Genomic DNA, 21,411 nt, shown 5'->3' on the forward strand with positions numbered 1-21,411 from the left:
ATGAACGACCTGGACAGGAACGAACTGTTCATCGGCGGCCGGTGGGTCGCGCCGAAGTCCGGTGCCACCACCGACGTCATCGAGGCGGCCACCGAGAAGGTGCTCGGTACGTCGGCCCTGGCATCCGAGGCCGACATCGACGAGGCGGTCGCGTCCGCCCGCGCCGCGCTGACCGGCCCGTGGGCCGCGCTGACCAACGCCGAACGTGCCGACCTGCTCGACCGGTTCGCCGCAGCGCTGAAGGCCCGGGGCCGCGACACCGCCCGGCTGGTGACCCGCGAGAACGGCATGCCGATCGCACTGTCGAACGGAGTCAACGGCTTCGGCCCCGCGGCGATGTTCTCGTACTACGCCGGCCTGATCCGCGACGCGGCCACCGAGGACGTGCGGCCGAGCGCATTCGGCGGCCGGACCGTCGTGCGCCGCGAACCCGTCGGTGTGGTCGCGGCGATCACGCCGTGGAACTACCCGCAGCCGCTGGCGGCGATGAAACTCGCCCCCGCGCTCGCGGCGGGATGCACGGTGGTCCTCAAGCCGGCACCCGAGACCGCGCTCGACGCGTTCGCCTTCGCCGACGCCGCCGTGGAGGCCGGGCTGCCCGAGGGCGTGCTCAACGTCGTCCCCGCCGGCCGGGAAGCCGGTGCCTACCTGGTCTCGCACCCCGGCGTCGACAAGGTGGCGTTCACCGGGTCCACGGCCGCGGGCCGCGCGATCGGCGAAGTCTGCGGCCGGCTGCTGCGCCCGGTCACCCTCGAACTGGGCGGCAAGTCCGCGGCGATCGTCACCGAGCAGGCCGACCTCGACGTGCTCGCGCAGAACCTGCTCGAGGTGTCGCTGGTGAACAACGGCCAGACCTGCCACGCGAGCACCCGGATCCTCGCGCCGCGCTCGCGGTACGCCGAGGTGGTCGAGGCGGTCACCGAGACGGTGCGGGCGCTGACCGTCGGCGATCCGCTCGACAAGGCGACGAACATCGGGCCGCTGGTGTCGGCGGCGCAGCGCGAGCGCGTGCTCGGCTACATCGAGGCCGGCCGCGCCGACGGCTACCGCATCACCACCGGTGGCGGGCGCCCCGCGTCGCAGTCCGTGGGCTGGTTCGTCGAGCCGACCGTGTTCACCGATGTCGACAACTCCGCGCGCATCGCGCAGGAGGAGATCTTCGGCCCGGTCCTGACCATCACCCCGTACGGCGACGAGGACGAAGCGGTGTCGATCGCCAACGACTCGGAATACGGCCTCGGCGGCACGGTCTGGACCACCGACGAACAGCACGGCCTCGACCTGGCCGCACGCATCCACAGCGGCACCGTCGGAGTCAACTACTACGCCCTGGATCTCGCGGCGCCGTTCGGCGGCGTCAAGTCGTCGGGGCTGGGCCGCGAGCTCGGACCCGAGGGACTGGCGCCGTACTTCAACGCGAAGTCGGTGTACTTCGGAACTCGCTGATGCGCGCGGGATCTCGCGGCAAGCACACACTTTGGAGCACATGATGGCACTTCCACTGCAGGGTGTCCGGGTACTGGAACTGACGGACGGATTCGGCGACGCCGCAGGCAGGTTTCTCGCCGACCTCGGGGCCGAGGTCGTCCGGGTCGAACTTCCCGGCGGATCGGCCGGGCGATCGGCGCAGCCGGTCCGGAACGGAGTGAGTGTTCCGTTCGCGCTGCGCAACGCGAACAAGCTCGGTGTCGTCCTCGACCTCGACGACGAACAGGACCGGGACCGGCTGCGCGCATTGGCACGGCGATCGGACATTCTCCTCGACTCGTTCGCGCCGGGCTTCCTGGCGGCGCGGGGCATCGGCGCCGAGGATCTGTGCCGGATCAATCCCGCGCTCGTGGCCGTGTCGATCACCGGTTTCGGGCAGGACGGTCCGTACCGCGACTGGGCGGCGACCGAGCAGGTTCTCTACGCGCTCAGCGGCGTGCTGTCGCGGTCCGGTGAACCGGGGGAGGAGCCGCTGCTGCCACCCAACGGCCTGATCGACGAGTCGGTGGCCGTGCACACGGCGTGGTCGGCTCTGCTCGCCTACTTCGACCGCCTGCACACCGGACGGGGGCAGACCGTCGACGTCTCGGCGTTCGAGGTCGTCACGCACGGCTTCGATCCCGGCTTCGGTGTGCAGGGGTCCGCTGCCGCCGGCCGCTCCGAGGACTTCCCGCGGGGCCGGCCCGACGCCGCCAACTTCTATCCGGTCTACCGGTGTGGCGACGGTCAGGTGCGCATCTGCCTGCTCGCCAAGCGCCAGTGGCGGGCGATGTTCGAATGGCTCGGTGAGCCCGAGGAATTCGCGGATCCGAAGTACGACACGATCCCCGCCCGGTTCGCCGCGTCCGATCGCCTCAACCCCCTCATCGAGCAGCTGTTCAGCACCTACACCCGCGACCAACTCGTCGCCGAAGGCGCTGCCCGCGGTATCCCGATCGGTGGGCTCAACACCGTCGCCGAGGTGCTGACGACCGAGCACTTCGACGCGTCCGGCACCTTCGTCGACACCGAGATCGCGCCCGGCCTGACCGCACGGGTTCCGTCCGGTTACGCGAAGATCAACGACGAGCGGGCCGGAATCCGCACTCGCGCACCGGAACCCGGTGAACACAACGAAAAGGTCTTCGGGGCCACCGACGATGCGCGTGACCCGATCCCCGCGCCGCGCCGCGAACCGGGCACACGCCCGTTCGAGGGCCTGCGGGTTCTCGACATGGGTGTCGTCGTGTTCGGCGCGGAACTCGGGCGTCAGTTCGCGGACAACGGCGCCGATGTCATCAAGATCGAGAACTCGAACTTCCCGGACGGCCTGCGCCAGTCCAAGCGCGGCGCCGCTCTGGCCGCGTCCGTGGCGTGGGGCCACCGCAACCGGCGCAGCCTCGGGCTGAACCTGCGCAGCCCCGAAGGCATCCGCATCTTCAAGAAGCTCGCCGCCGAGGCGGACCTCGTGCTCGCCAACTTCAAGCCCGGCACCCTCGCCGCGATGGGCCTGTCGTACGACGAGCTCGCCGCGATCAACCCGCGCATCATCGTCTCCGAGAGCAGCGCGTTCGGCAGCGTCGGACCGTGGAACAAGCGCCTCGGCTACGGGCCGCTGGTGCGGGCGGCCTGCGGTGTCTCGGCGCTCTGGCGGTACTCGGACGCCTCCGACGGGCTGTGCGACGGCTCCACCGTCTACCCCGATCACATCGCCGGACAGGTCGCCGCGACCACGATCCTCGCCGCGCTGATCAACCGGCTTCGTACCGGGCGCGGCGCCGCGATCGAGGTCGCGCAGGCCGATGTCGCGATCGTGCAGCTGGCCAATCAACTCGTCGCGGAGTACCTCGAGCCGGGATCGATTCACGCACCGGGCAATTCGGATCCGTACTCGGCGCCGTCCGGGGTGTACTCGTGCGCGGGTGACGACGAGTGGTGTGCCGTCACCGTCCGCGGTGACGAGGACTGGGTCCGGCTGTGCGAGGTCCTCGGACGGTCCGAGCTGGCCGACGACCCGCGTTTCGCGACCGCCGAGCGCAGGATCGAGAATCGGGCCGAGGTCGACGAGGTTCTCGCGCAGTGGATGGCGCTGCGCACGCCGACCGAGGCGATGGAGGCGTTGCAGGCAGTCGGCATCCCCGCTGGGGCGATGGTCCGGTTGCCGGAGTTGCTGACGAATCCGCAGCTCGTCGCCCGCGGTGCGTACACCGAACTCACCCACGAGTTGTTGCCGGCCTCGCTGCCGACGGCGAAGCAGGTGGCGCACTTCTCGGCGTTGCCGGCCTGGCCGCTGCGGCAGGCGCCGGCGCCCGGACAGCAGACGCGGGAGATCTGCGAGACCGTGCTCGGCCTGAGCACGCCCGAGATCGACGCGCTCGTGCGTGACAGGGTGCTGCAGCCCCCCGCCGACGATCCGGCGCTGTCGCCGGTTCCCTCCACAGTGTGACGCAAGCCCGAAGGTCCCCGGAGTTTTCCTCCGGGGACCTTCGTCGTTGCGGACCCGTCGGCGGCCCGGCGGATCTCAGCGCGTCGACGGCGTGAACGTGATCGGAAGCTTCGCGCAGCCCCGGACCTGTGACGAATGGAAGACGGCGGGATCACCCGGGACGAGGGCGTAGTCGGGAATCCTCGAGTGGATCTCTTCGAGGGCCAGCGTCAGCTCGAGCCGCGCGAGGTGGGAGCCGAGGCAGCGATGAGGACCGGCACCGAATCCGATGTGACGATTGGGATGTCTCTCGATGCGAAGCTCGTCCGGGCTGTCGAACTCGTCGTCGTCACGATTGGCGGCGGTCATCACCACCAGTAGTTGATCGCCGGCCTTGACGGAGACACCGCCGATCCGAACGTCGCGGGTTGCGCGCCGGCCGGCGCTCGTCGCGGTCTCGATGCGCAGAATCTCCTCCACCGCCGACGGGATCAGCGTCGGGTCGTCGACGATCGCCTCGCGCTGCTCGGGATTGCGCGACAGGTGGATCAGTCCCCACGCGAGAGCGCCTTGGACGGTATGCAGCCCCGCGACCAGAAGCAGGAAGAACATTCGGCACAGCTCCTCGTCGGAGAGTGGCCGGGGTGTGTCTTGGATGTCGAGAGGGGTGTTGATGATCTGCGCCGTGAGGGTTTCGGAACGGTCTTCGCCGGATCGGACCTGCGCAACGACCCGCCCGAAGTACTCGTAGATTTCGGCGGCGGCCTTCGCGCGGGCCGCGGCGGATTCCTCTTCGGTCGCACCGGGGATGCCTTGCAGCGTGATGTCCGTCCACTCCGTGAACTGCGGTGCGTCGCCCAATGGCCACCCCATGAGAGCAAGGAAGATTCGAGTCGGCAATTCGTGTGCGAACTCGGCGATGAACTCGCATTCGCCCTTGTGCGCGAACCGGTCGATCAGCTCGCTGATGATTCTTCGGATCTCGGGTTCGAGCGCCTTCATACGTTTGGGGCTGAACAGTGGCTGCAAGGCCTGCCGGTAGTAGCTGTGTTCGGGCGGGTCGAGTTCGAGCGGTAGGAATTTGCCCTGTGCGGCATTGAGTAGATTGTTCGGGAAGCTCGAGAACGTCTCTGCATCCTGGAGGATCTGGAGGGCTTCCTTGTACCTCGTGACGACCCAGTGCCCGCCGTGGTGTGGGGAATAGAGGATCGGACCCTGCCTGCGTAATGCGGCGACGCGTTCCTGAAAGACGTCGGTAGGCACGGCCAGGGACGGATCGTAGACATCGAAGTCGGTGATCAGGTGAGCGGGAATATCGGTCTGTGTCGTGATCATCGGTGATCCTTCGCGAGGGGAGTGGTCCGGGAGATCGCCTCGGTGAGGTGGCTTCCGGGGAGTCGGCCGAGGACGCGCGGTGACAAGTGCGGGAGCTGCCATGAAAGGGGAATTGCCTTGGGAAGAAGAGCGATTCCCCTGGGAAGAAAGTAGATCAGCGATTTCCCGCTGGTCAACAGTGTAGATGTCTCGGGTCCGCGATTTCCTGGATTCTGCCGAACCGCTCGCTCCGCTTGACCGATTAACCGATAGCATTTAGATTGAGTGATGTGATCTGAAGCACTCCGATGTGTGCGGGTCGCGTAGCGCACGAGATGTGCGGTGGTGCTTCTTGTGTGTTCGACCGGGTTGAAACCCGTTGTAGGACAGTTCATGTGCCCGCGTTGGCGGCACGGACCCGATATCGACCCGAGTTCCCTTCGGCGCAGCTGCTTTTCGAGAATCTGCGCCGCTACAGAGTTGTCTCCCGGAGGTCGGAGATGAGTTTTCGACGTGTGATCGCAATGGAGCGGAACGGTGCGGCGGTGCTCGTGGCCGACGAGAAGATCGACAGGATCCACGCCGCCGGCATCGACCCGATCTGGCGCACCGAAGGCATTCCCGAGGTTCCTGATCCCGGTGCGATACCGGACACCGTCGGGTTTCCGGATCCCGGTGGAGTGTGGGTGATCGGCTGGGTCCTCGAACCCGGGCGCATCGGCGACAACGACAACGGAATCGTCGTCATGGACGACGACGCACCGGGTTTTCACCGCACCGATTCCGTTGACGTCCATGTGCTTCTGGAAGGTTCGCTCGTCCTCGAGCTCGACGACGGCGTGGAGGTCGAATTGAATGCCGGCGACACGGTGGTCGTCAACGGCAACAAACATCGATGGCACAACCGCGGTGAACGGACGGCCCGGGCCATCGTCACCATCTGCGGCGCATCACGCAACTATCGACAGGAGACCTGACATGAATTCGACAAATGCGAAGGCTGCGCCACTGAAGTGTGGAGTGTTCCTTCCGCCGTATCACAACCCTCGGCGTAACCCTACGATGGCGATCGAACAGGACCTCTGCCACGTCGAGGAGCTTGATCGACTCGGATACGACCAGGTGTGGTTCGGGGAGCATCACAGCGGCGGATACGAGGTCGGACCGTCCCCGGAACTGATGATCGCGGCGGCCGCGCAGCGAACGTCGCGCATCGAGCTGTGCAGCGGCGTCATCTCCCTTCCCTACCACCATCCGCTGATGGTTGCCGATCGAATCACCTTTTTGGACCACATGACTCGTGGCCGAATCCGCATCGGGGTCGGGCCCGGCGCGCTGGTGGCGGACTCGCAGATGATGGGTATGGACTACAACCTCCTGCGGCCGCGGATGGAAGAAGCCCTCGACGCCATCCTCGAACTGCTCACCACGCCCGGTCCGATCGACAGGAAGACGGAATGGTTCTCGCTCGAGGATGCCCGGGTCCAGCTGGGCCCCTACTCGTATCCCGGCGTCCCGATCACCGTCGCAGCGGCGATGTCGCCGTCGGGCCCGAAGCTCGCCGGAAAGTACGGGCTCGGTCTGCTGTCCATCGGTGGAACCGGTGCGAAATCGGTCGAATTGCTCGCGCAGACTTGGGATATCACCACCCGTGAGGCGAACGAGCACGGGCAGACGGTGAATCGGAAGGATTGGGCGGTCGTCGGCAACATCCATATCGCCGATACCTTCGAACAGGCAGTAGAGGACACCCGATACGGGTTGCGCGACTTCATGGACTACCGCCACGTCGTCACCCCGATGAAGATGATCGAACCCGGCGAGGAGGTCGCACACGAGGAACTCGTCCGGCGCGTCAACGAGTCAGGCTACGGCTGCATCGGCGACGCGAACGACGCCATCGCCTACATCCGCAAGATCATCGACCGCACAGGTGGTTTCGGCACCTTCCTTGCGACGGCGCACGATTGGGCGGAAACCGAGGCGACCTCGCGCATGTACCGCATCCTCATGCGAGATGTCATGCCGCACTTCAGGGGAACGTGCGAGCCGCTCCTGAACTCGTACCACTGGACGCAGGCGCGCAAAGATGGCTTCAGCGAGCGTTTCGCGACCGGCATCAGCCAGGCGACGCAGGACTACGAGCGCGCGAAGAGCACCCGCTAGCCGGTCCGGAAGTTCCCACACCGAACCCATGTTTCGACACCAGGAGAATCGATGACGTCACTCGACGGAAAAGTAGCTGTGATCACCGGTGGGGCACGAGGCCAGGGACGTTCCCACGCGCTCACCCTTGCAGCCGCGGGCGCGAAGATCGTCGTGTGCGACGTCGCCGCACCGATCGAGGAGGTGCAGTACGCACTCGCGACCCCGGAGGATCTCGAGGAGACGATCCGGTTGGTCAAGGAAGCCGGGGGCGAGATCGCCGGCATGCAGGCCGATGTCCGGAGCAGTGCGGATATGAAGGCGGTTGCGGAGTTGGCCGTGTCGCAGTTCGGCCGGATCGACATTCTGCTGGCCAACGCGGGTATTCACGATCATGCCGAGTCGACGATCGAGATCGACGACGACGCGTGGCAGACGATGCTCGACGTCAACCTCACCGGCGCGTGGAAGGCCTGCAAGGCCGTCGTGCCCGTGATGATCGAGGGTGGTCGGGGTGGATCGATCGTGATCACCTCGTCGGTGGACGGATTGGGTGCTTCACCGTCGTGGGGTCACTACGGTGCCGCGAAGCACGGTCTTCAGGGCCTGAAGGACACCCTCGCGTTCGAGCTCGCCGACCACAACATCCGGGTCAACACGGTCAACCCGACCGGAGTCGACTCGCCCATGGCGACCGGCCTGTCGAAGGTGCTGCCGCACGTGGTGCGCAAGTGGAAGCACAACGACCGAACGAACCTGCTCGACGTCATGATGCTCGAACCCCAGGACATCTCGGATGCGGTGCTGTGGCTCGTGTCCGATGCCGCGAAGTATGTCACCGGGATCGACCTGCCGATCGATGCGGGATACCTGACCAAGCACTGACCGGACGTGACCTGCCCCAGCGGCAGAAGCAGACGTGCCATTTCACGAGAGCGGAGCGATTTCGATGACCCCGAGTGGCAGCGTGACCCGCGAGTTCCCGGCCACGGAGCTGGTCGGTCCGTACGCGGACGGCCTCGACCTGCCCTACTGGGAGGGGCTGCGGGCAGGGGAGCTGCGATTGCAGCGATGCGCCGCGTGTGACCTCTGGATCTGGGGCCCGCGCTGGATGTGCGGGCGGTGCAGTACGTTCGACCCGGACTGGGTCGCGGTGGAACCGCATGGGCGGGTCTTCTCGTGGTCGCGGACCTGGCATCCGTTCGTCCCCGAACTGGCCGGCGACCTGCCGTACATCACCGTCCTCGTCGAACTGCCCCATGCCGGAGGGCGACGCGTTCTCGGTCTGCTGGCGGAGAGCGGCGACACCGGAATCGCCATCGGCGACCACGTCACGGGCGTCATCGCGCAGCCGTCCGACGCGCCCTGGCCGCTGCTCCGCTGGCGCCGCGTGAGCGCATCGTCCGAGCCGGGGAAGGAAGCACAGCGATGACCGATACATTTCTCCGTGGTGCGGCGGCAGTAGTGGGCGTCAGCGAATTCCACTACAAGCGAGGGGAATCGCCCGACGGTGAGCTTCGGATGACACTGCGGGCCATCGTCGAAGCAGCTGCCGATGCCGGTGTTTCCCCACGCGATATCGACGGATTCGTCTCGTACGGCGGCGGCGAGAACGACGGGACCGTCGTGGGTGCCTCGCTGATGTCCCATCGGATCCGATGGTCCAACATGATCTGGGGTGGTGGCGGCGGTGGCGCCGCCGCGGCGATCACCAACGCGGCGGTCGCCATCGCAGCGGGTCAGGCACAGTGTGTTGTCGTTTATCGTGCTATGGCACAACATGATTCCGGAAGGCTCGGATACGCAAGGCATCATTTCGACGGTCACATGCTCCCGCACGGGGTGGGATCACCGGCCCAGGCCTGTGCGCTGCGAACTCGGCGGATGCTCGACCACGACGGTGTTCCCGAATCTGCTGTGAGGGCGTTGGTTCTCGCCGACTACTTCCACGCGCAGCAGAATCCGGATGCCGCGGCGTTCGGCCGCCCGCTCGACGAGCCGGCCTACGAAGCGTCCCGGATGATCGTCGAGCCGTACCGTCTCTACGACTGCTCGCGTGAGAACGACGGAGCCGTAGCGCTGATTCTGGTCGCCGCAGACCGCGCCGAGAAGCTTCATCCGAACCCCGCCTACGTACTGGCCGGGGCTCAGGGTGCGATGGGTGGGTACGCCACCGACACGGAGAACGATCCCGACTACAGCTCGGCCGGCTTCTCCGGATCCTCCGGCGTCGCCGAATCCCTCTGGAAAAATGCTGGACTCGGCCCCGACCAGGTCGACGTGGCCCAGGTCTACGAGAACTTCAGCGGTTCCGGAGTGGCCGCACTGATCGATCACTCGCTGTGCCCGCCCGGAGCCGAGGCAGGCAAGGTGATGACCGTCGAGAACCTGACGGCCCCGCACGGGCTTCTCCCGGTGAACACCAGCGGTGGCAACCTCGCGGATTCGTTCGTGAACGGAATGGGGCTGGCTGTGGAGGCCGTCCGCCAGGTGCGTGGCACCTCCACCAACCAGGTGCCCGACGCGAAGGTCTCCCTGTTCATCGGCGGGCCGATGGCCGCCCTCTCGAGTTCGATCCTTCTCTGCACGCGTGACGTGCTGTGAGTGGAGAGGAAGCAGAATGAGTATCGACGCCGGTATCGGTGGTCTGTCGATCGCCGAGCGCATCGTCGGGGCCTGGGAACTCGTCGAGTACTCGACGACCTCCGACGACGGGAAGGTCGACCACCCGCTGGGAGCCGACGCTCGCGGTCTGATCGTCTACTCGGCGGACGGATTCATGTCGGCACAGATCATGCGTCCCGGCCGCACCCCGTACCGGTCGCGCAACGTACACAGCGGTGAGACGAGCGAGCGAGGTGAGGCTGCCGGCGGGTACCTGGCGTACTCGGGCCCCTATCACGTCGACGAGGACAACGCCGCGGTCTGGCATGAGATGGCGGTATCGCTGTACCCGAACTGGATCGGCGACAACCAGAAGCGAGATGTGCGCTTCGACGGCGATCTGATGACGCTGTCCTCGGATCCGCTCGTGTTCCGGACCGTCACGTTGTTTCCGGCGTTGGTCTGGCGCCGCGTAGCGCCTCGGATGGGACGGGCGGAGCCGTTGCTGCGGGCTGGTACGAGTCCGGCGCCATGATGCAGACGACCCCGACGCAACGGCGCCGGACGGATGCTTCCGATTCGTTGTTCGATCGAAGGTGGGAACAGTGGGACGACCGACAAAACCCCTGATCAGTCGGAGTTCGGCGGTCGCAGCCAGTATCGAGATCATCGACACCGAAGGAATGGACGCGTTCAGTCTGCCCCGCGTCGCCAAGCAGCTGAATGTGAGGACCTCGTCGCTGTACCACCACTTCGCCGATCGTCGTGAACTCATGACGGAGGTGGCGAAGAAGCTGATGACGGAAGCGGTTCTCCCCGAACGTCCGCCGGGCACCCACTGGGTGGAGTGGTTCGTCGATCTCAGTCTCAACTACCGCGACGCGATCCTCCGGCATCCCAATGCGGCACTGGTCCTGGTGCAGTTTCTTCCGCGGGACATCCTCACCGGCACCTACGAGAAGTGTGCCCGGATCCTCGAGGAAGGGGGCGTCCCTGCGTCCCTGCATGTGGTGATCCTGGACGGGCTGGAGAAGATCTCTCTCGCAACCACGCTCGGCGACCTCATGCGCGACCCGGTCGGCAGCAGGGAGGTATTTCCGAACGTCGACGAGCGCAGGCACCCCACGCTCACCCGTGCGCTGGACGCCAACGGCTGGTCGTCACGAGAGCTCTTCGTCGTGACGATCCGTGGGTTTCTCGCCGGCGTCACGAACGGAGCCGACCCCTACCCGGGAACCCGAATCGAACTACCCGGCCAAATTCGAACTACCGACGGAGCGGAGTAGACCGTTATGACACTCGACCTGTATGTGGACGGCGCATGGATCGCGTCGGCGAACGACGAACGTATCGACGTGGTGAATCCGACCACGGAAGCGCGGATCGGGAGCGTTCCCGCGGGATCCGCGCAGGACGTCGATCGCGCGGTGGCGGCGGCGCGGCGAGCCTTGGTGCAGTGGTCGCAGACGGCCCCGAGCGACCGGGCGGAGCTCGTCTCGCGTCTGGCCGACGAACTCGAGCGGCGGCAGGACGAGATCACGGACATCGTCGTGGCAGAGGTCGGCACCCCGCGCCGGGTCGCTCGGTGGGCTCAGGTCGGACTGGGCATCATCGACCTGCGCGAGGCGGTGTCCGCCGCCGCCGACTTCCCATGGGAAGCGCCGCTGCGCAACTCGTTGATCGTGCGGGAGCCGGTCGGCGTGATCGGGTGCATCACCCCCTGGAACTACCCGCTGCACCAGATCACCGCCAAGATCGGCGCCGCGCTGGTGACCGGGTGCACGGTGGTCGTCAAGGCCAGTGAGGTGGCCCCGTTCACCGCCTGTGCTCTTGCGGAAGCGGTCGCCGCAGTCGGAATCCCGCCCGGGGTGTTCAATCTCGTGCACGGGTACGGACCCATCGTCGGCGAAGCCATCGCCGTTCACCCGGACATCGACATGGTCAGCTTCACCGGATCCAACGAGGTCGGCAAGCGAGTCCTCGAACGGGCCGCCGGAACCGTGAAGCGAGTATCGGTCGAACTGGGCGGAAAGAGCGCGGCCGTGCTGCTCGACGACCTGAACGACGAGGAGTTCGCGCAGGCGGTGTCCCACACGGTGCGCGCCTGCTTCATGAACGGCGGACAGTCCTGCAACGCGCAGACCCGGATGGTCGTCCCGCGCTCTCGCCTGGCAGCGGCCGAGAAACTCGCGGCGCAGGCGGTTGCCTCGTACCTGCCCGGCGACCCGACCGACGGCGACACCAAGCTCGGACCGATGGTCACCGCAGCCCAGCGTGAGCGGGTCCTCGGCTACATCCGATCCGGCATCAAGGAAGGCGCACGACTGGTCGTCGGGTCGGTCGATGCGCCCGTCGGCACCGGATTCTTCGTGGAACCGACCGTGTTCTCCGACGTGGACCCGGAATCCACGATCGCACAGGAGGAGATCTTCGGACCGGTGCTGTCGATCATCGCCTGCGACACGATCGAGCAGGCCGTCGAGATTGCGAACGGCACGATCTACGGGATCGCCGGTGCCGTGTGGTCCGGCGACCTCGAGCGTGCGAAGTCGGTGGCCCGCAGGTTGCGTGCGACCCAGATCGAGGTCAACGGCGGAAAGTTCAACGGCGCAGCGCCGTTCGGTGGTTTCAAGCAATCCGGACACGGGCGTGAGGGCGGGGTGTTCGGCCTCGAGGAATTCACCGAGATCAAGAGCCTGCAGCTTCCGTGACGTTCGTACGGCACCCCGCAGAGGCCCCGCGAAGGAGTGAGCACCATGGTCTACACCGACCTGCCCTACGACGAGACGACGAAAGCGGGCTTCGCCCGCGCGATGTTCGACCACCTCGACAACGGCACCACCGACATGGCGCCGGGGATCCTCGAGATCGATCCCCGCATCTACACCGATCCGGAACTCGCGGCCCGGGAACGCAGTGAACTGTTCGGGCACATTCCGATCATCGCGGCGCACAGCACCGAACTGCCCGGCAGGAACGACTTCGTGACCGTCCAGCTGCCGAACAACGAGGTCGTTCTCGTCCGCCAGGCAGACGGAAGCGTGCGCGGATTCGTGAACACCTGCCGGCATCGAGGAGCCAGGCTGGTTCCGGACGAAAAGGGTTCGAAGCGAACGTTTTCCTGTCGGTACCACGGTTGGGCATACGGGGCCGACGGCGGTCTGCGATCGATCGCGGACGAGTCGACGTTCGGGATGGTGGACCGCAGCTGCATGGGCCTGCTGGAGGTCCCGGTCGAGGAGCGGCACGGGTTCGTCTGGGTCGTCGACTCGGCAGCGGACGGCCGCAAGATCGATATCGAAGCGTGGCTCGGGCAGGAGTTCGACGACTCGCTCGCCGCCATGGAAATGGACGAGTACACCTGCTACACCGTCGGGAACTTCGACGTGGACATCAATTGGAAGGTCCTGATGGACGCCTTCCTCGACGGCTACCACATCACCTCGACCCACGCCGGAACGGTCGCCCCGTACTTCTACAACAACGCCCAGTCATGGCAGCCGATGGGCAGGCACGGGCGAATGGTGACGGCACGCAAGAGCATCGACTCGGTTCGCGGCGGGGCACCCGCAGAGGTGCCGATCGATCGGCACATCACCGTGGCGCACTTCCTGATGCCGAACATGTCGGTGCTGCGTCAGCCCGACCATCTGGAAGTGCTGAACTTCGTCCCGGCTCCGGGCACCGCTGTCGGGACACGGATGCAGATCCGTCTCCTGACTCGGGAACCGGCCGTGACGGACGAGCAGAAGGCGCGGTGGGACAAGAACTGGAACATCCTCATGGCGGTGCTTCGTGACGAGGACCTCGTCGTCAACGAAGGACTCCAGAGGGCCGTGTCGAACACGGACCTTGGACCACTGCTCTTCGGGCGCAACGAGATTGCAAACCAGCATTTCCATCGGTGGATGGCACGTGCATTCGCGGATCCACAGAAGTGGGGATGAGAGTCGGGTTTCCGGCAGGCCGGCTCCGTCGGTGCCGTCCTGCCGGTCGACAAACGTTCCCGCCGTCACTCGTACAGCACCGATTCCGAATCTCGGATACTCACCCCTGAAGGAACCAACATGTCGCAAATCATCGGATCGGGGGAGGGGCGGGCCGTATCGGGTGCCCGCTCCGTGGTCCTCACCTGCCTGGCCATCACCATCCTCGACGGTGTCGACCTCATCATGTTCGGCGCAGTGCTGCCGACGCTGCTGGAGACCGAACAGTGGGGGATCACCACAGCAACAGCAGGACTGATCGGAAGTCTGTCCCTGTTCGGGATGATGGCCGGCGCCATGCTGGCCGGTTACCTCACCGATCGGATCGGTCGGCGGCCCGTTGTGCTCGCCTGCATCGTGAGCTTCAGCCTGTTCACCGGATTGTGCGCCATCGCTCCGAACCTGGAGGCGTTCGGTCTCTTCCGGTTGCTGGCGGGGCTCGGTTTCGGTGGAGCGCTCCCCACTCTCATCGCTCTCACACAGGAATACGTCAAGGTCGACCGACGGCAGTTCTACAACGGTGTCATCCAGACCGGCTTCCCCATCGGGGGTGTTCTGGTATCCGTTGCCGCCATCTTCATGATCCCGGCGTTCGGTTGGAAGGCGATGTTCGCAGCGGGTGGTCTTCTCGGCATCGTGTTGTTGGTGGTTGCATTCCGGTACCTGCCCGAGTCCATCGCCTTCCTCACCGGTAAGGGCCGCCACGAAGAGGCGCGCGCACTGGCGCAGCGGTACGCGATCGATGCGGGTGCCGAATCGGGCATGGCACTCGATCGGTCGCACAGCACGGGTGCAGCGCCGAAGTCCGGCCTGAAACTGCTGCTCGCCCCGGGCTTCCGGATCGCGACGATCATGTTCCCGCTCATCACCTTCTTCGGCCTGCTCGTCTCGTACGGCATGAACACCTGGATCCCTCAGATGCTGCGGGCTTCCGGCTACGATCTCGGATCGGCACTGACGTTCCTGCTCGCCTTCAACCTCGGCAGCGGGATCGGCATGGTCGTCATCACGGGTCTCGCCGACCGGCTGGGCTCCCGCCCGGTGATTTCGGTGAGCTTCATCGGTGGTGCGCTGGCGGTCTCGGCGCTGACGCTCCAGCCGGCGCAGGCGATCGTGTTCGGATTGGTTCTGCTGATCGGCTTCTGCGCCTCGTCCACGACGGGTGTCTACGGCTTCGTCGGGGTCTACTATCCGGCGGCGGCTCGTGGCACGGCGCTCGGGCTGGCGGTGGGTCTCGGGCGGTTGGGTGGCGTCTGTGGCCCCATCCTCACCGGCCTGATCATGAGTTCCGCCCTCGGAGCGGACTGGGCCTTCTACGCATTCGCGTTCGCCGGAGTTGCCGCAGCGGTACTGGTGGCACTTGTTCCCCGGAGGAATCGGGCCGATCGCGAGACACCCACGGTCGTCGACAGGGCCACCGAGCCGGCTTGAGCGCGACCCGTTCCGACAACCCAGGAGGGTGTTGTGTTCGATCTCTTGATCAAGAACGGCACGATCGCCGACGGTAGTGGCGAACCTGCCGTGGTGCGTGATGTGGCGATCGCCGACGGCAGGATCGTCGCAGTCGAGCCGAAGATCGCTGGGGATGCCCGTGAAGTGATCGACGCGACCGGCAAGCTGGTCACTCCCGGGTTCATCGATGTGCACACTCACTACGACGGTCAGCTCACGTGGGACTCCGAGCTGCTTCCGTCGTCGGGGCACGGCGTGACAACTGTTGTCACCGGCAACTGCGGAATCGGATTTGCCCCTGTTCGCAAGGGATCCGAGGATTGGCTGGTTGCCCTGACCGAGGGCGTGGAGGACATTCCCGGCTCAGCTCTCCACGACGGCATCACATGGGGCTGGGAGACCTTTCCGCAGTACCTGGACGTCCTCGCCGACCGTGAGTTCGCGGTAGATGTGGCCACCCAGGTTCCCCACAGTGCAGTCCGTGCATATGTGCTGGGAAGCCGCGCGGAAACGGACGAATCGGCTACCGACGAGGAGATCGCCGAGATCGCTCGCATCGTCGGCGAGGGTATCGGTGCAGGTGCGGTGGGCGTCGGTACTTCCCGGGTGGCGGCACACCGCGGGTCGGGTGGTGGGATCCTCCCGGGTACCAGGGCTGCGGAGGAGGAGTTGCTCGCCATGGCCTGCGCGATGCGCGATGCGGGTGGTGGTGTGTTCCAGTTGGTGCCCTCCGGGGTCGCCGGGGGTGTAGAGGGGCAGCCCGGCGAACAGTATCGGGCCGGGCTGGGTCGGCGTGATGCCAACACGCTCTCGTCGGAGATCGAGATGATGCGACGACTGCACCGGGCAACCGGGCAATCAATCACCTTCACCTTCGCCGAAAACCTCACGCTCGGCGCAGAGGAGTTCACGAAGGCTCGTGCTCTTGTTGCGGAAGCGGGCAGATCCGGCGAACGCATCTACCCTCAGGTGGCGCCCAGGGCGATCGGCGGTCTGATCTCACTGGCGACCTACCACCCGTTCATGGGGCGTCCCGGGTATGTCGAGATCGCGGATCTTCCGTTGCCCGAGCGGGCACGCCGGATGTCGGAGCCGTCGGTGAAGGCACGGATCCTGGCGGAAGAGGACCTGCCCGTCGACTCCGGTGACCCGCGCAAACACACTCACCTGACGCTGCAGCGCAACCTCGCGAACATTTACAGCCTCCAGGATCTCGACTACGAACCGGACCCGAGCACGTCGATGGCGGAACGCGGGCGGCTCGAAGGGCGGGACCCGCTCGAGGTTCTCTACGACCAGCTGATCGCCGACGAGGGGCGTGCAATCCTCATCTGGTTCGCGACCGGCTTCCTTCACGGAAATCTGAACCGGATCGGTGAGTTTCTCGCCGATCCCCAGTACGTGATGGGTCTCGGAGACGGGGGAGCGCACGTTGCCTTCATCTGTGATGCAAGCTTCCCGACATTCCTGTTGTCGCACTGGGGGTTGCGTCGCCGGGGGCCACGGTTTGCGATCGAGGGTCTGGTCCGCAAGCTCACGAAAGATCTGGCCGACCTGTACGGGTTCGACGACCGTGGCACGTTGGCCGTCGGTAAGCGCGCCGATCTGAATGTCATCGACCTCGCGAGGTTGTCGTTGACGGCACCGCGGCTCGTCGCAGATCTGCCGTCGGGCGCCGAGCGGTTCATTCAGGAAGCGCGCGGCTACGTGGCCACGGTGGTCGCGGGCGTTGTGACGAGACGGGACGACCGGGACACGGGGGCGCGGCCGGGCCGGCTCTATCGAAGGAGGTCGGCGACCGTCCCCGATTCGGTGGTTGTGCAATCTACTCCCGTTAGATAACTTGGTGTGACGCCGCTCACGGACGTCGGTGCTTCCGGGCTTCTCGGTCGCGGACGTGCGGAGGGCGTCGCGATTGCACTGAAGGCGTGGAAAGGCTGTCCGGGATGAGAATGAAGACGAGATTGAGTTGTCCGTGCGGCGTAGCGATCACCGGCGTCGACGAAGACGATCTGGTGACGAAAACCCAGGCGCACCTGAGTGAGTCGCATCCGGGGATGGAGTACTCGCGCGACGAGATTCTGTTCATCGCGTACTGAAGACCTCGCGTACCGAACACCGTGGTCGGTTCGCCGACGGTCCGGCCGTCGGCGACCACCGTGTCTTCGCGGGTTGGTCCTGCTCGGGTGGCGGTCACGGCGCCGAGCCGTAGCGATTGACCGGAGAGGCCCGGAGAGGCACTGTCGTCCAACAACTTCCATTCATCTGTCACAGGTTCGAACAGAGGAGAGTCGATGAAACTCGAAGGCAAGGTCGCGCTGATCACCGGTGCAGGATCCGGGTTGGGGCGTGAGGCGTCGCAGCTGTTCGCGGCGGAAGGCGCGAAGATCGCGGTCGTCGACATCGATCCGGAGCGTGCCAAGGGCACGGTCGAGTTGGTCGAGAAGCAGGGTGGCACGGCCATCGCGGTCACCGCGGACGTGCGGGTGGAGCAGCAGGTGATCGACTCCGTGGCCGCGACGGTTGCGGCATTCGGCAAGCTCGACATCGCGTGGGCCAACGCGGGCATCGTGTCGCGTGGCGGTGTGCCGTCGGTCGCCGATGGTGAGCAGGTCGAGTTCCAGGATCTGACGGATGCGGACTGGCAGGACGTCATCGGCGTCAACCTGTCGGGTGTGTTCTACACCGCGAAGGCCGCCGTGCCGGCACTGCGGGCCAACGGTGGTGGCGTCATTCTGGCGACCTCGTCGGCCGCGTCGTTCGTCGCATACCACAGCATCGCGGCATACTCCGCGACGAAAGCCGGTGTGAACGGGATGGTTCGGGGTCTGAGTCTGGATCTGGGCAAGTACGGGATCCGAGTCAACGCGATCGCCCCGACGCACGGAATGTCGCCGAACTTCCTGGCCCCGGCGGGTACGCCGGTGGTGGGGCAGTCGTACGAAGAGGTGGCAGGCCCGTGGGATCCGACCGTGTCGCCGATTCCGCTCAAGCTCAATCGTCCGCCGTCGCTGAAAGACAATGCGCGCGCAGCGCTCTTCCTGGTGTCGGACGAGTCGGCGTACATCTCGGGTGTCACGCTGCCGACGACCGATGGCGGCACGCTCTCCCGCGTGGCGATGATGTTCCCGGAGGACGGGAACAATCCTCCGCCGATGGTCACCGGCGAAGAGTAACGATCATGACTGCCCACGACACGGAAACGAAGCGCGGTACGCGCCGCCTCGTCGTGGATCGGTCGGTGTGCGCGGGCCACGGCCTGTGCTACAGCCGTTCCCCCGAGGTTGTCGACTGTGACGACTCCGGCTATCCGGTGATCCTCCAGGACATACTCGAGCTCGAGGAGCACATCGCGGCTGCCGAGGAGGCCGTCGCGGTGTGCCCCGAGCGAGCGTTGACGCTCGAATTCTCCTGAATTGCTCCGAAATACATCTGCTACCAAGGCGGACAGCATGACCGTGACAGACGACCGGTCGACACCCGTGGTCGACTTCGACATCTACGATCCGACACTCGCATACCCGGTGGACACCGTGCAGGAGAAGGTCGCCGAACTGGCGGCCAAGGGGCCTGTGGTCTACTCGACCGCGCACGGCGGCCACTGGATCGTCACCCGCTACAAGGAAGCCCACGAGGTGCTCCGCAACCCGGAGACCTTCTCGAGCTATCCGAACAACCTCGTCAATGCGGGCGACGGCAAATTCCTCCCGCTCGAACTGGATCCGCCGGAGCACACCGCCTACCGGGTGGCGCTGCAACCACTCTTCTCGCCCAATCGGATGAAGGCACTCACCGAGCAGATCCGCGCGGTGGTCAACGAGCTCATCGACGGATTTGCGGGTGACGGTGAGGCCGAATTCATTTCGGCGTTCGCACACGAGCTGCCCACCCGTGTGTTCCTGGCCTTGATGGACTGGCCGCTGGAGGACGCACCCATGTTCACCGAAGCCACCGACATCGCACTGATGGGTAAACCCGGTGCGAGTGAGGAAGAGTCCGCGCAGGCCCGCGCCGAAGCCGCGCAACAGATGTTCGGGTACTTCCAGAAGATTGTCGACGAGCGCCGCGCCAACCCGGGCGACGACGTCACGTCTGTCCTCATCCACACCGAGATCGACCTCGCCGACGGCAAGCGGTTGCTCACGGACGAAGAACTCACGCGCATGTTCTTCCTGCTGCTCATCGCGGGATTGCACACCGTGCAGGGATCATTGGCATGGGCGATCATCCATCTGGTCAACCGCCCCGGCCAGCGCGCGGCGCTGATCGCCGACGACGGGCTGATTCCCAGTGCGGTCGAGGAGATCCTTCGGATCGAAGCCGCGGTCGTCATGGGCCGGCGTGCGACACGCGACGTCGAACTCGGGGGAGTTCGGATCAAGGAGGGCGACCAGCTCATCGTCATGCTGTGCTCGGCCAACCGCGACGCCGACGAGTTCGACGATCCGGACACTCTGGATCTCGAGCGGACTCCCAATCGCCACTTGTCGTTCGGTGCGGGGCCGCACCGATGCCTGGGCTCGCACCTCGCACGACTCGAGCTGTCGATTGCACTCGAAGAACTGCACCGGAGGATCCCCGACTACGAACTGGTCGAATCCGATCCGCCGGTCCTGCACGCCACCCAGGTTCGCGGGTGCCTGCGCCTCCCGATCAAGTTCACTCCGGCGTCCTGATCGTCGGAACTTTCCGTGCCACCCGATCGGCGTATCGATCCTTCACGAACCCCGTGGACGATCGATGCGCCGATCGGCGTTCGAAGGGAGTTCTACTTGACTACTCACGACATCGCAACGGATCTGACGGTCGACTTCGACGTCTACGATCCTGCCCTTGCCGCGCCGGTCGACGTCTTCCAACAGAAGGCCGCCGAACTCCGCGTCCGAGGTCCGATCCTCTACTCTCCGCACTACGGCGGGCATTGGATCGTCACGCGCTACGCAGACATCTTCCGTATTCTGCGTGACGCCGAGACGTTCTCCAGCTATCCGAACAATCTCGTCGACGCCGGCCAGGGCAAATTCATCCCCGTCGAGATCGATCCCCCCGAGCACACGCAGTATCGGCAAGCGCTCCAGCCGCTGTTCGGACCGGCGCGAATGAAGGAGCTCGAGCCGCAGATCCGCGCGATCATCAACGAACTGATCGACGGCTTCGCGTCCGCAGGGCGATGTGAATTCGTCGCCGAGTTCGCGCATGCGCTGCCGACCCGTGTCTTCCTGACTCTCATGGGCTGGCCCCTCGCCGACGCCGAACGGTTCACCGAGTGGACCGATACTGCGCTCCAGGGTATTCCGGGGGCGTCCGAAGAAGAATCCGCCAAAGCGCGTGCCGAAGCGGCGGCGAGCGTGTTCGAGTACTTCGGTGCCTTCGTGGACCGGGTGCGGTCGGGGCAAGAAGACGCCGACAGCATCACCGCGCAGATCATCAACACGCCGATCCGCATGGATGGAGTCGAGCGGCACCTCACGGACGAGGAACTGCGTCGCATGTTCTTCCTGCTGCTCATCGCGGGACTGCATACGGTGCAGGGTTCACTCGGCTGGGCCATGGTGCACCTCGCGAACAACCCGGCGCAGCGGCAAGCACTCATCGACGACAGTGGTCTGGTGCCGGACGCGGTCGAGGAGATTCTTCGCATCGAAGCGGCCGTCAGCATGGGGCGCAGGGCCACCCGCGACGTCGAGATCGCCGGTGTGCAGGTCAAGCAAGACGATCAACTGCTGCTGTTGCTGTGCTCGGCCAACCGCGACGATGCCGAGTTCGACGATCCCGACGCGTTCGTGATCGATCGTGGGCCCAACCGGCACCTGTCGTTCGGGGCGGGCCCGCACCGTTGCCTGGGATCGCATCTCGCCCGTCTGGAGTTGACGCTGGCAATGGAGGAGATCCACCGCCGGATCCCCGATTACGCTCTGGTCCAGAGTGATCCGCCGCTCATGCACGGCACGTCGGTGCGGGGATGCGTGCGGCTGCCCCTCACCTTCACACCGGAATCCTGATCCGTAAGAGGGGGCG

The 21,411-nt window shown here is 65.7% G+C and carries 19 protein-coding genes; 18 read left to right on the plus strand and 1 reads right to left on the minus strand.

What is annotated here, in order from left to right:
• Together ACWDTS_RS09810 and ACWDTS_RS09815 are read left to right on the plus strand one after the other, a co-directional pair.
• Positions 1-1,446: an aldehyde dehydrogenase gene (locus ACWDTS_RS09810; protein WP_450118048.1), complete on the plus strand. Its 1,446-nt coding sequence runs from the start codon at positions 1-3 to the stop codon at positions 1,444-1,446.
• 40 nt (positions 1,447-1,486) lie between these two features.
• On the plus strand, positions 1,487-3,913 hold the full coding sequence (locus ACWDTS_RS09815; RefSeq protein ID WP_420750319.1) for a CaiB/BaiF CoA transferase family protein: 2,427 nt from the start codon (positions 1,487-1,489) through the stop codon (positions 3,911-3,913).
• A gap of 75 nt (positions 3,914-3,988) precedes the next feature.
• On the opposite strand, the gene ACWDTS_RS09820 is transcribed toward ACWDTS_RS09815, so the two are convergent.
• Positions 3,989-5,227 (minus strand): cytochrome P450, encoded by a 1,239-nt coding sequence (locus ACWDTS_RS09820; RefSeq protein ID WP_420750320.1) that lies wholly within the window; start codon positions 5,225-5,227, stop codon positions 3,989-3,991.
• 479 nt (positions 5,228-5,706) lie between these two features.
• Here ACWDTS_RS09820 and ACWDTS_RS09825 point away from each other — a divergent pair, with 479 nt between their 5' ends.
• From ACWDTS_RS09825 to ACWDTS_RS09900, 16 genes are all read left to right on the plus strand, one after another.
• Positions 5,707-6,183: a cupin domain-containing protein gene (locus ACWDTS_RS09825; RefSeq protein WP_197251403.1), complete on the plus strand. Its 477-nt coding sequence runs from the start codon at positions 5,707-5,709 to the stop codon at positions 6,181-6,183.
• A gap of 1 nt (position 6,184) precedes the next feature.
• Complete coding sequence (locus tag ACWDTS_RS09830; protein ID WP_420750321.1) at positions 6,185-7,372, plus strand: LLM class flavin-dependent oxidoreductase; 1,188 nt, start codon at positions 6,185-6,187, stop codon at positions 7,370-7,372.
• Between the two features lie 51 nt (positions 7,373-7,423).
• A complete protein-coding gene (locus tag ACWDTS_RS09835; RefSeq protein ID WP_420750322.1) occupies positions 7,424-8,236 on the plus strand; it encodes a mycofactocin-coupled SDR family oxidoreductase in 813 nt (270 codons plus the stop codon).
• A gap of 64 nt (positions 8,237-8,300) precedes the next feature.
• Entirely contained in the window at positions 8,301-8,783 is a 483-nt protein-coding gene (locus tag ACWDTS_RS09840; protein ID WP_197251400.1) for a Zn-ribbon domain-containing OB-fold protein, read from the plus strand.
• Positions 8,780-9,955: a thiolase C-terminal domain-containing protein gene (locus tag ACWDTS_RS09845; protein ID WP_420750324.1), complete on the plus strand. Its 1,176-nt coding sequence runs from the start codon at positions 8,780-8,782 to the stop codon at positions 9,953-9,955. The genes ACWDTS_RS09840 and ACWDTS_RS09845 overlap by 4 nt, the downstream gene beginning before the upstream one ends.
• 16 nt (positions 9,956-9,971) lie before the next feature.
• A complete protein-coding gene (locus ACWDTS_RS09850) occupies positions 9,972-10,490 on the plus strand; it encodes a lipocalin-like domain-containing protein (protein WP_420750325.1) in 519 nt (172 codons plus the stop codon).
• Between the two features lie 70 nt (positions 10,491-10,560).
• The gene (locus tag ACWDTS_RS09855) at positions 10,561-11,241 is read left to right on the plus strand and encodes a TetR/AcrR family transcriptional regulator (protein WP_420750326.1); all 681 of its coding nucleotides are present in this window, start codon (positions 10,561-10,563) and stop codon (positions 11,239-11,241) included.
• A gap of 6 nt (positions 11,242-11,247) precedes the next feature.
• Positions 11,248-12,666, plus strand: a complete 1,419-nt coding sequence (locus ACWDTS_RS09860; RefSeq protein ID WP_420750327.1) for an aldehyde dehydrogenase family protein — start codon at positions 11,248-11,250, stop codon at positions 12,664-12,666.
• Between the two features lie 45 nt (positions 12,667-12,711).
• Positions 12,712-13,902: an aromatic ring-hydroxylating oxygenase subunit alpha gene (locus ACWDTS_RS09865; protein WP_420750328.1), complete on the plus strand. Its 1,191-nt coding sequence runs from the start codon at positions 12,712-12,714 to the stop codon at positions 13,900-13,902.
• A gap of 39 nt (positions 13,903-13,941) precedes the next feature.
• Positions 13,942-15,372, plus strand: a complete 1,431-nt coding sequence (locus ACWDTS_RS09870; RefSeq protein WP_197251439.1) for an MFS transporter — start codon at positions 13,942-13,944, stop codon at positions 15,370-15,372.
• Positions 15,373-15,405: 33 nt separating this feature from the next.
• Complete coding sequence (locus tag ACWDTS_RS09875) at positions 15,406-17,235, plus strand: N-acyl-D-amino-acid deacylase family protein (RefSeq protein WP_420750329.1); 1,830 nt, start codon at positions 15,406-15,408, stop codon at positions 17,233-17,235.
• Positions 17,236-17,345: 110 nt separating this feature from the next.
• Positions 17,346-17,492: a DUF1059 domain-containing protein gene (locus tag ACWDTS_RS09880; protein ID WP_197251438.1), complete on the plus strand. Its 147-nt coding sequence runs from the start codon at positions 17,346-17,348 to the stop codon at positions 17,490-17,492.
• 195 nt (positions 17,493-17,687) lie between these two features.
• Complete coding sequence (locus ACWDTS_RS09885) at positions 17,688-18,569, plus strand: SDR family NAD(P)-dependent oxidoreductase (protein ID WP_450118049.1); 882 nt, start codon at positions 17,688-17,690, stop codon at positions 18,567-18,569.
• 5 nt (positions 18,570-18,574) lie between these two features.
• Positions 18,575-18,808, plus strand: a complete 234-nt coding sequence (locus ACWDTS_RS09890) for a ferredoxin (RefSeq protein WP_420750331.1) — start codon at positions 18,575-18,577, stop codon at positions 18,806-18,808.
• Between the two features lie 37 nt (positions 18,809-18,845).
• Entirely contained in the window at positions 18,846-20,069 is a 1,224-nt protein-coding gene (locus tag ACWDTS_RS09895; protein WP_197251391.1) for a cytochrome P450, read from the plus strand.
• Positions 20,070-20,165: 96 nt separating this feature from the next.
• Positions 20,166-21,395, plus strand: a complete 1,230-nt coding sequence (locus ACWDTS_RS09900) for a cytochrome P450 (protein WP_420750332.1) — start codon at positions 20,166-20,168, stop codon at positions 21,393-21,395.
• Positions 21,396-21,411 lie beyond the last annotated feature (16 nt).

The sequence above is a fragment of the Rhodococcus sp. NPDC003383 genome, from assembly GCF_053589115.1.

What these genes read in the sequence shown, in the direction of transcription:
- ACWDTS_RS09810 (WP_450118048.1), top strand. Translation starts at nt 1, where the DNA reads ATGAACGACCTGGACAGGAACGAACTGTTCATCGGCGGCCGGTGGGTC.
- ACWDTS_RS09815 (WP_420750319.1), top strand. Translation starts at nt 1,487, where the DNA reads ATGATGGCACTTCCACTGCAGGGTGTCCGGGTACTGGAACTGACGGAC.
- ACWDTS_RS09820 (WP_420750320.1), bottom strand. Translation starts at nt 5,227, where the DNA reads ATGATCACGACACAGACCGATATTCCCGCTCACCTGATCACCGACTTC.
- ACWDTS_RS09825 (WP_197251403.1), top strand. Translation starts at nt 5,707, where the DNA reads ATGAGTTTTCGACGTGTGATCGCAATGGAGCGGAACGGTGCGGCGGTG.
- ACWDTS_RS09830 (WP_420750321.1), top strand. Translation starts at nt 6,185, where the DNA reads ATGAATTCGACAAATGCGAAGGCTGCGCCACTGAAGTGTGGAGTGTTC.
- ACWDTS_RS09835 (WP_420750322.1), top strand. Translation starts at nt 7,424, where the DNA reads ATGACGTCACTCGACGGAAAAGTAGCTGTGATCACCGGTGGGGCACGA.
- ACWDTS_RS09840 (WP_197251400.1), top strand. Translation starts at nt 8,301, where the DNA reads ATGACCCCGAGTGGCAGCGTGACCCGCGAGTTCCCGGCCACGGAGCTG.
- ACWDTS_RS09845 (WP_420750324.1), top strand. Translation starts at nt 8,780, where the DNA reads ATGACCGATACATTTCTCCGTGGTGCGGCGGCAGTAGTGGGCGTCAGC.
- ACWDTS_RS09850 (WP_420750325.1), top strand. Translation starts at nt 9,972, where the DNA reads ATGAGTATCGACGCCGGTATCGGTGGTCTGTCGATCGCCGAGCGCATC.
- ACWDTS_RS09860 (WP_420750327.1), top strand. Translation starts at nt 11,248, where the DNA reads ATGACACTCGACCTGTATGTGGACGGCGCATGGATCGCGTCGGCGAAC.
- ACWDTS_RS09865 (WP_420750328.1), top strand. Translation starts at nt 12,712, where the DNA reads ATGGTCTACACCGACCTGCCCTACGACGAGACGACGAAAGCGGGCTTC.
- ACWDTS_RS09880 (WP_197251438.1), top strand. Translation starts at nt 17,346, where the DNA reads ATGAAGACGAGATTGAGTTGTCCGTGCGGCGTAGCGATCACCGGCGTC.
- ACWDTS_RS09885 (WP_450118049.1), top strand. Translation starts at nt 17,688, where the DNA reads ATGAAACTCGAAGGCAAGGTCGCGCTGATCACCGGTGCAGGATCCGGG.
- ACWDTS_RS09890 (WP_420750331.1), top strand. Translation starts at nt 18,575, where the DNA reads ATGACTGCCCACGACACGGAAACGAAGCGCGGTACGCGCCGCCTCGTC.
- ACWDTS_RS09895 (WP_197251391.1), top strand. Translation starts at nt 18,846, where the DNA reads ATGACCGTGACAGACGACCGGTCGACACCCGTGGTCGACTTCGACATC.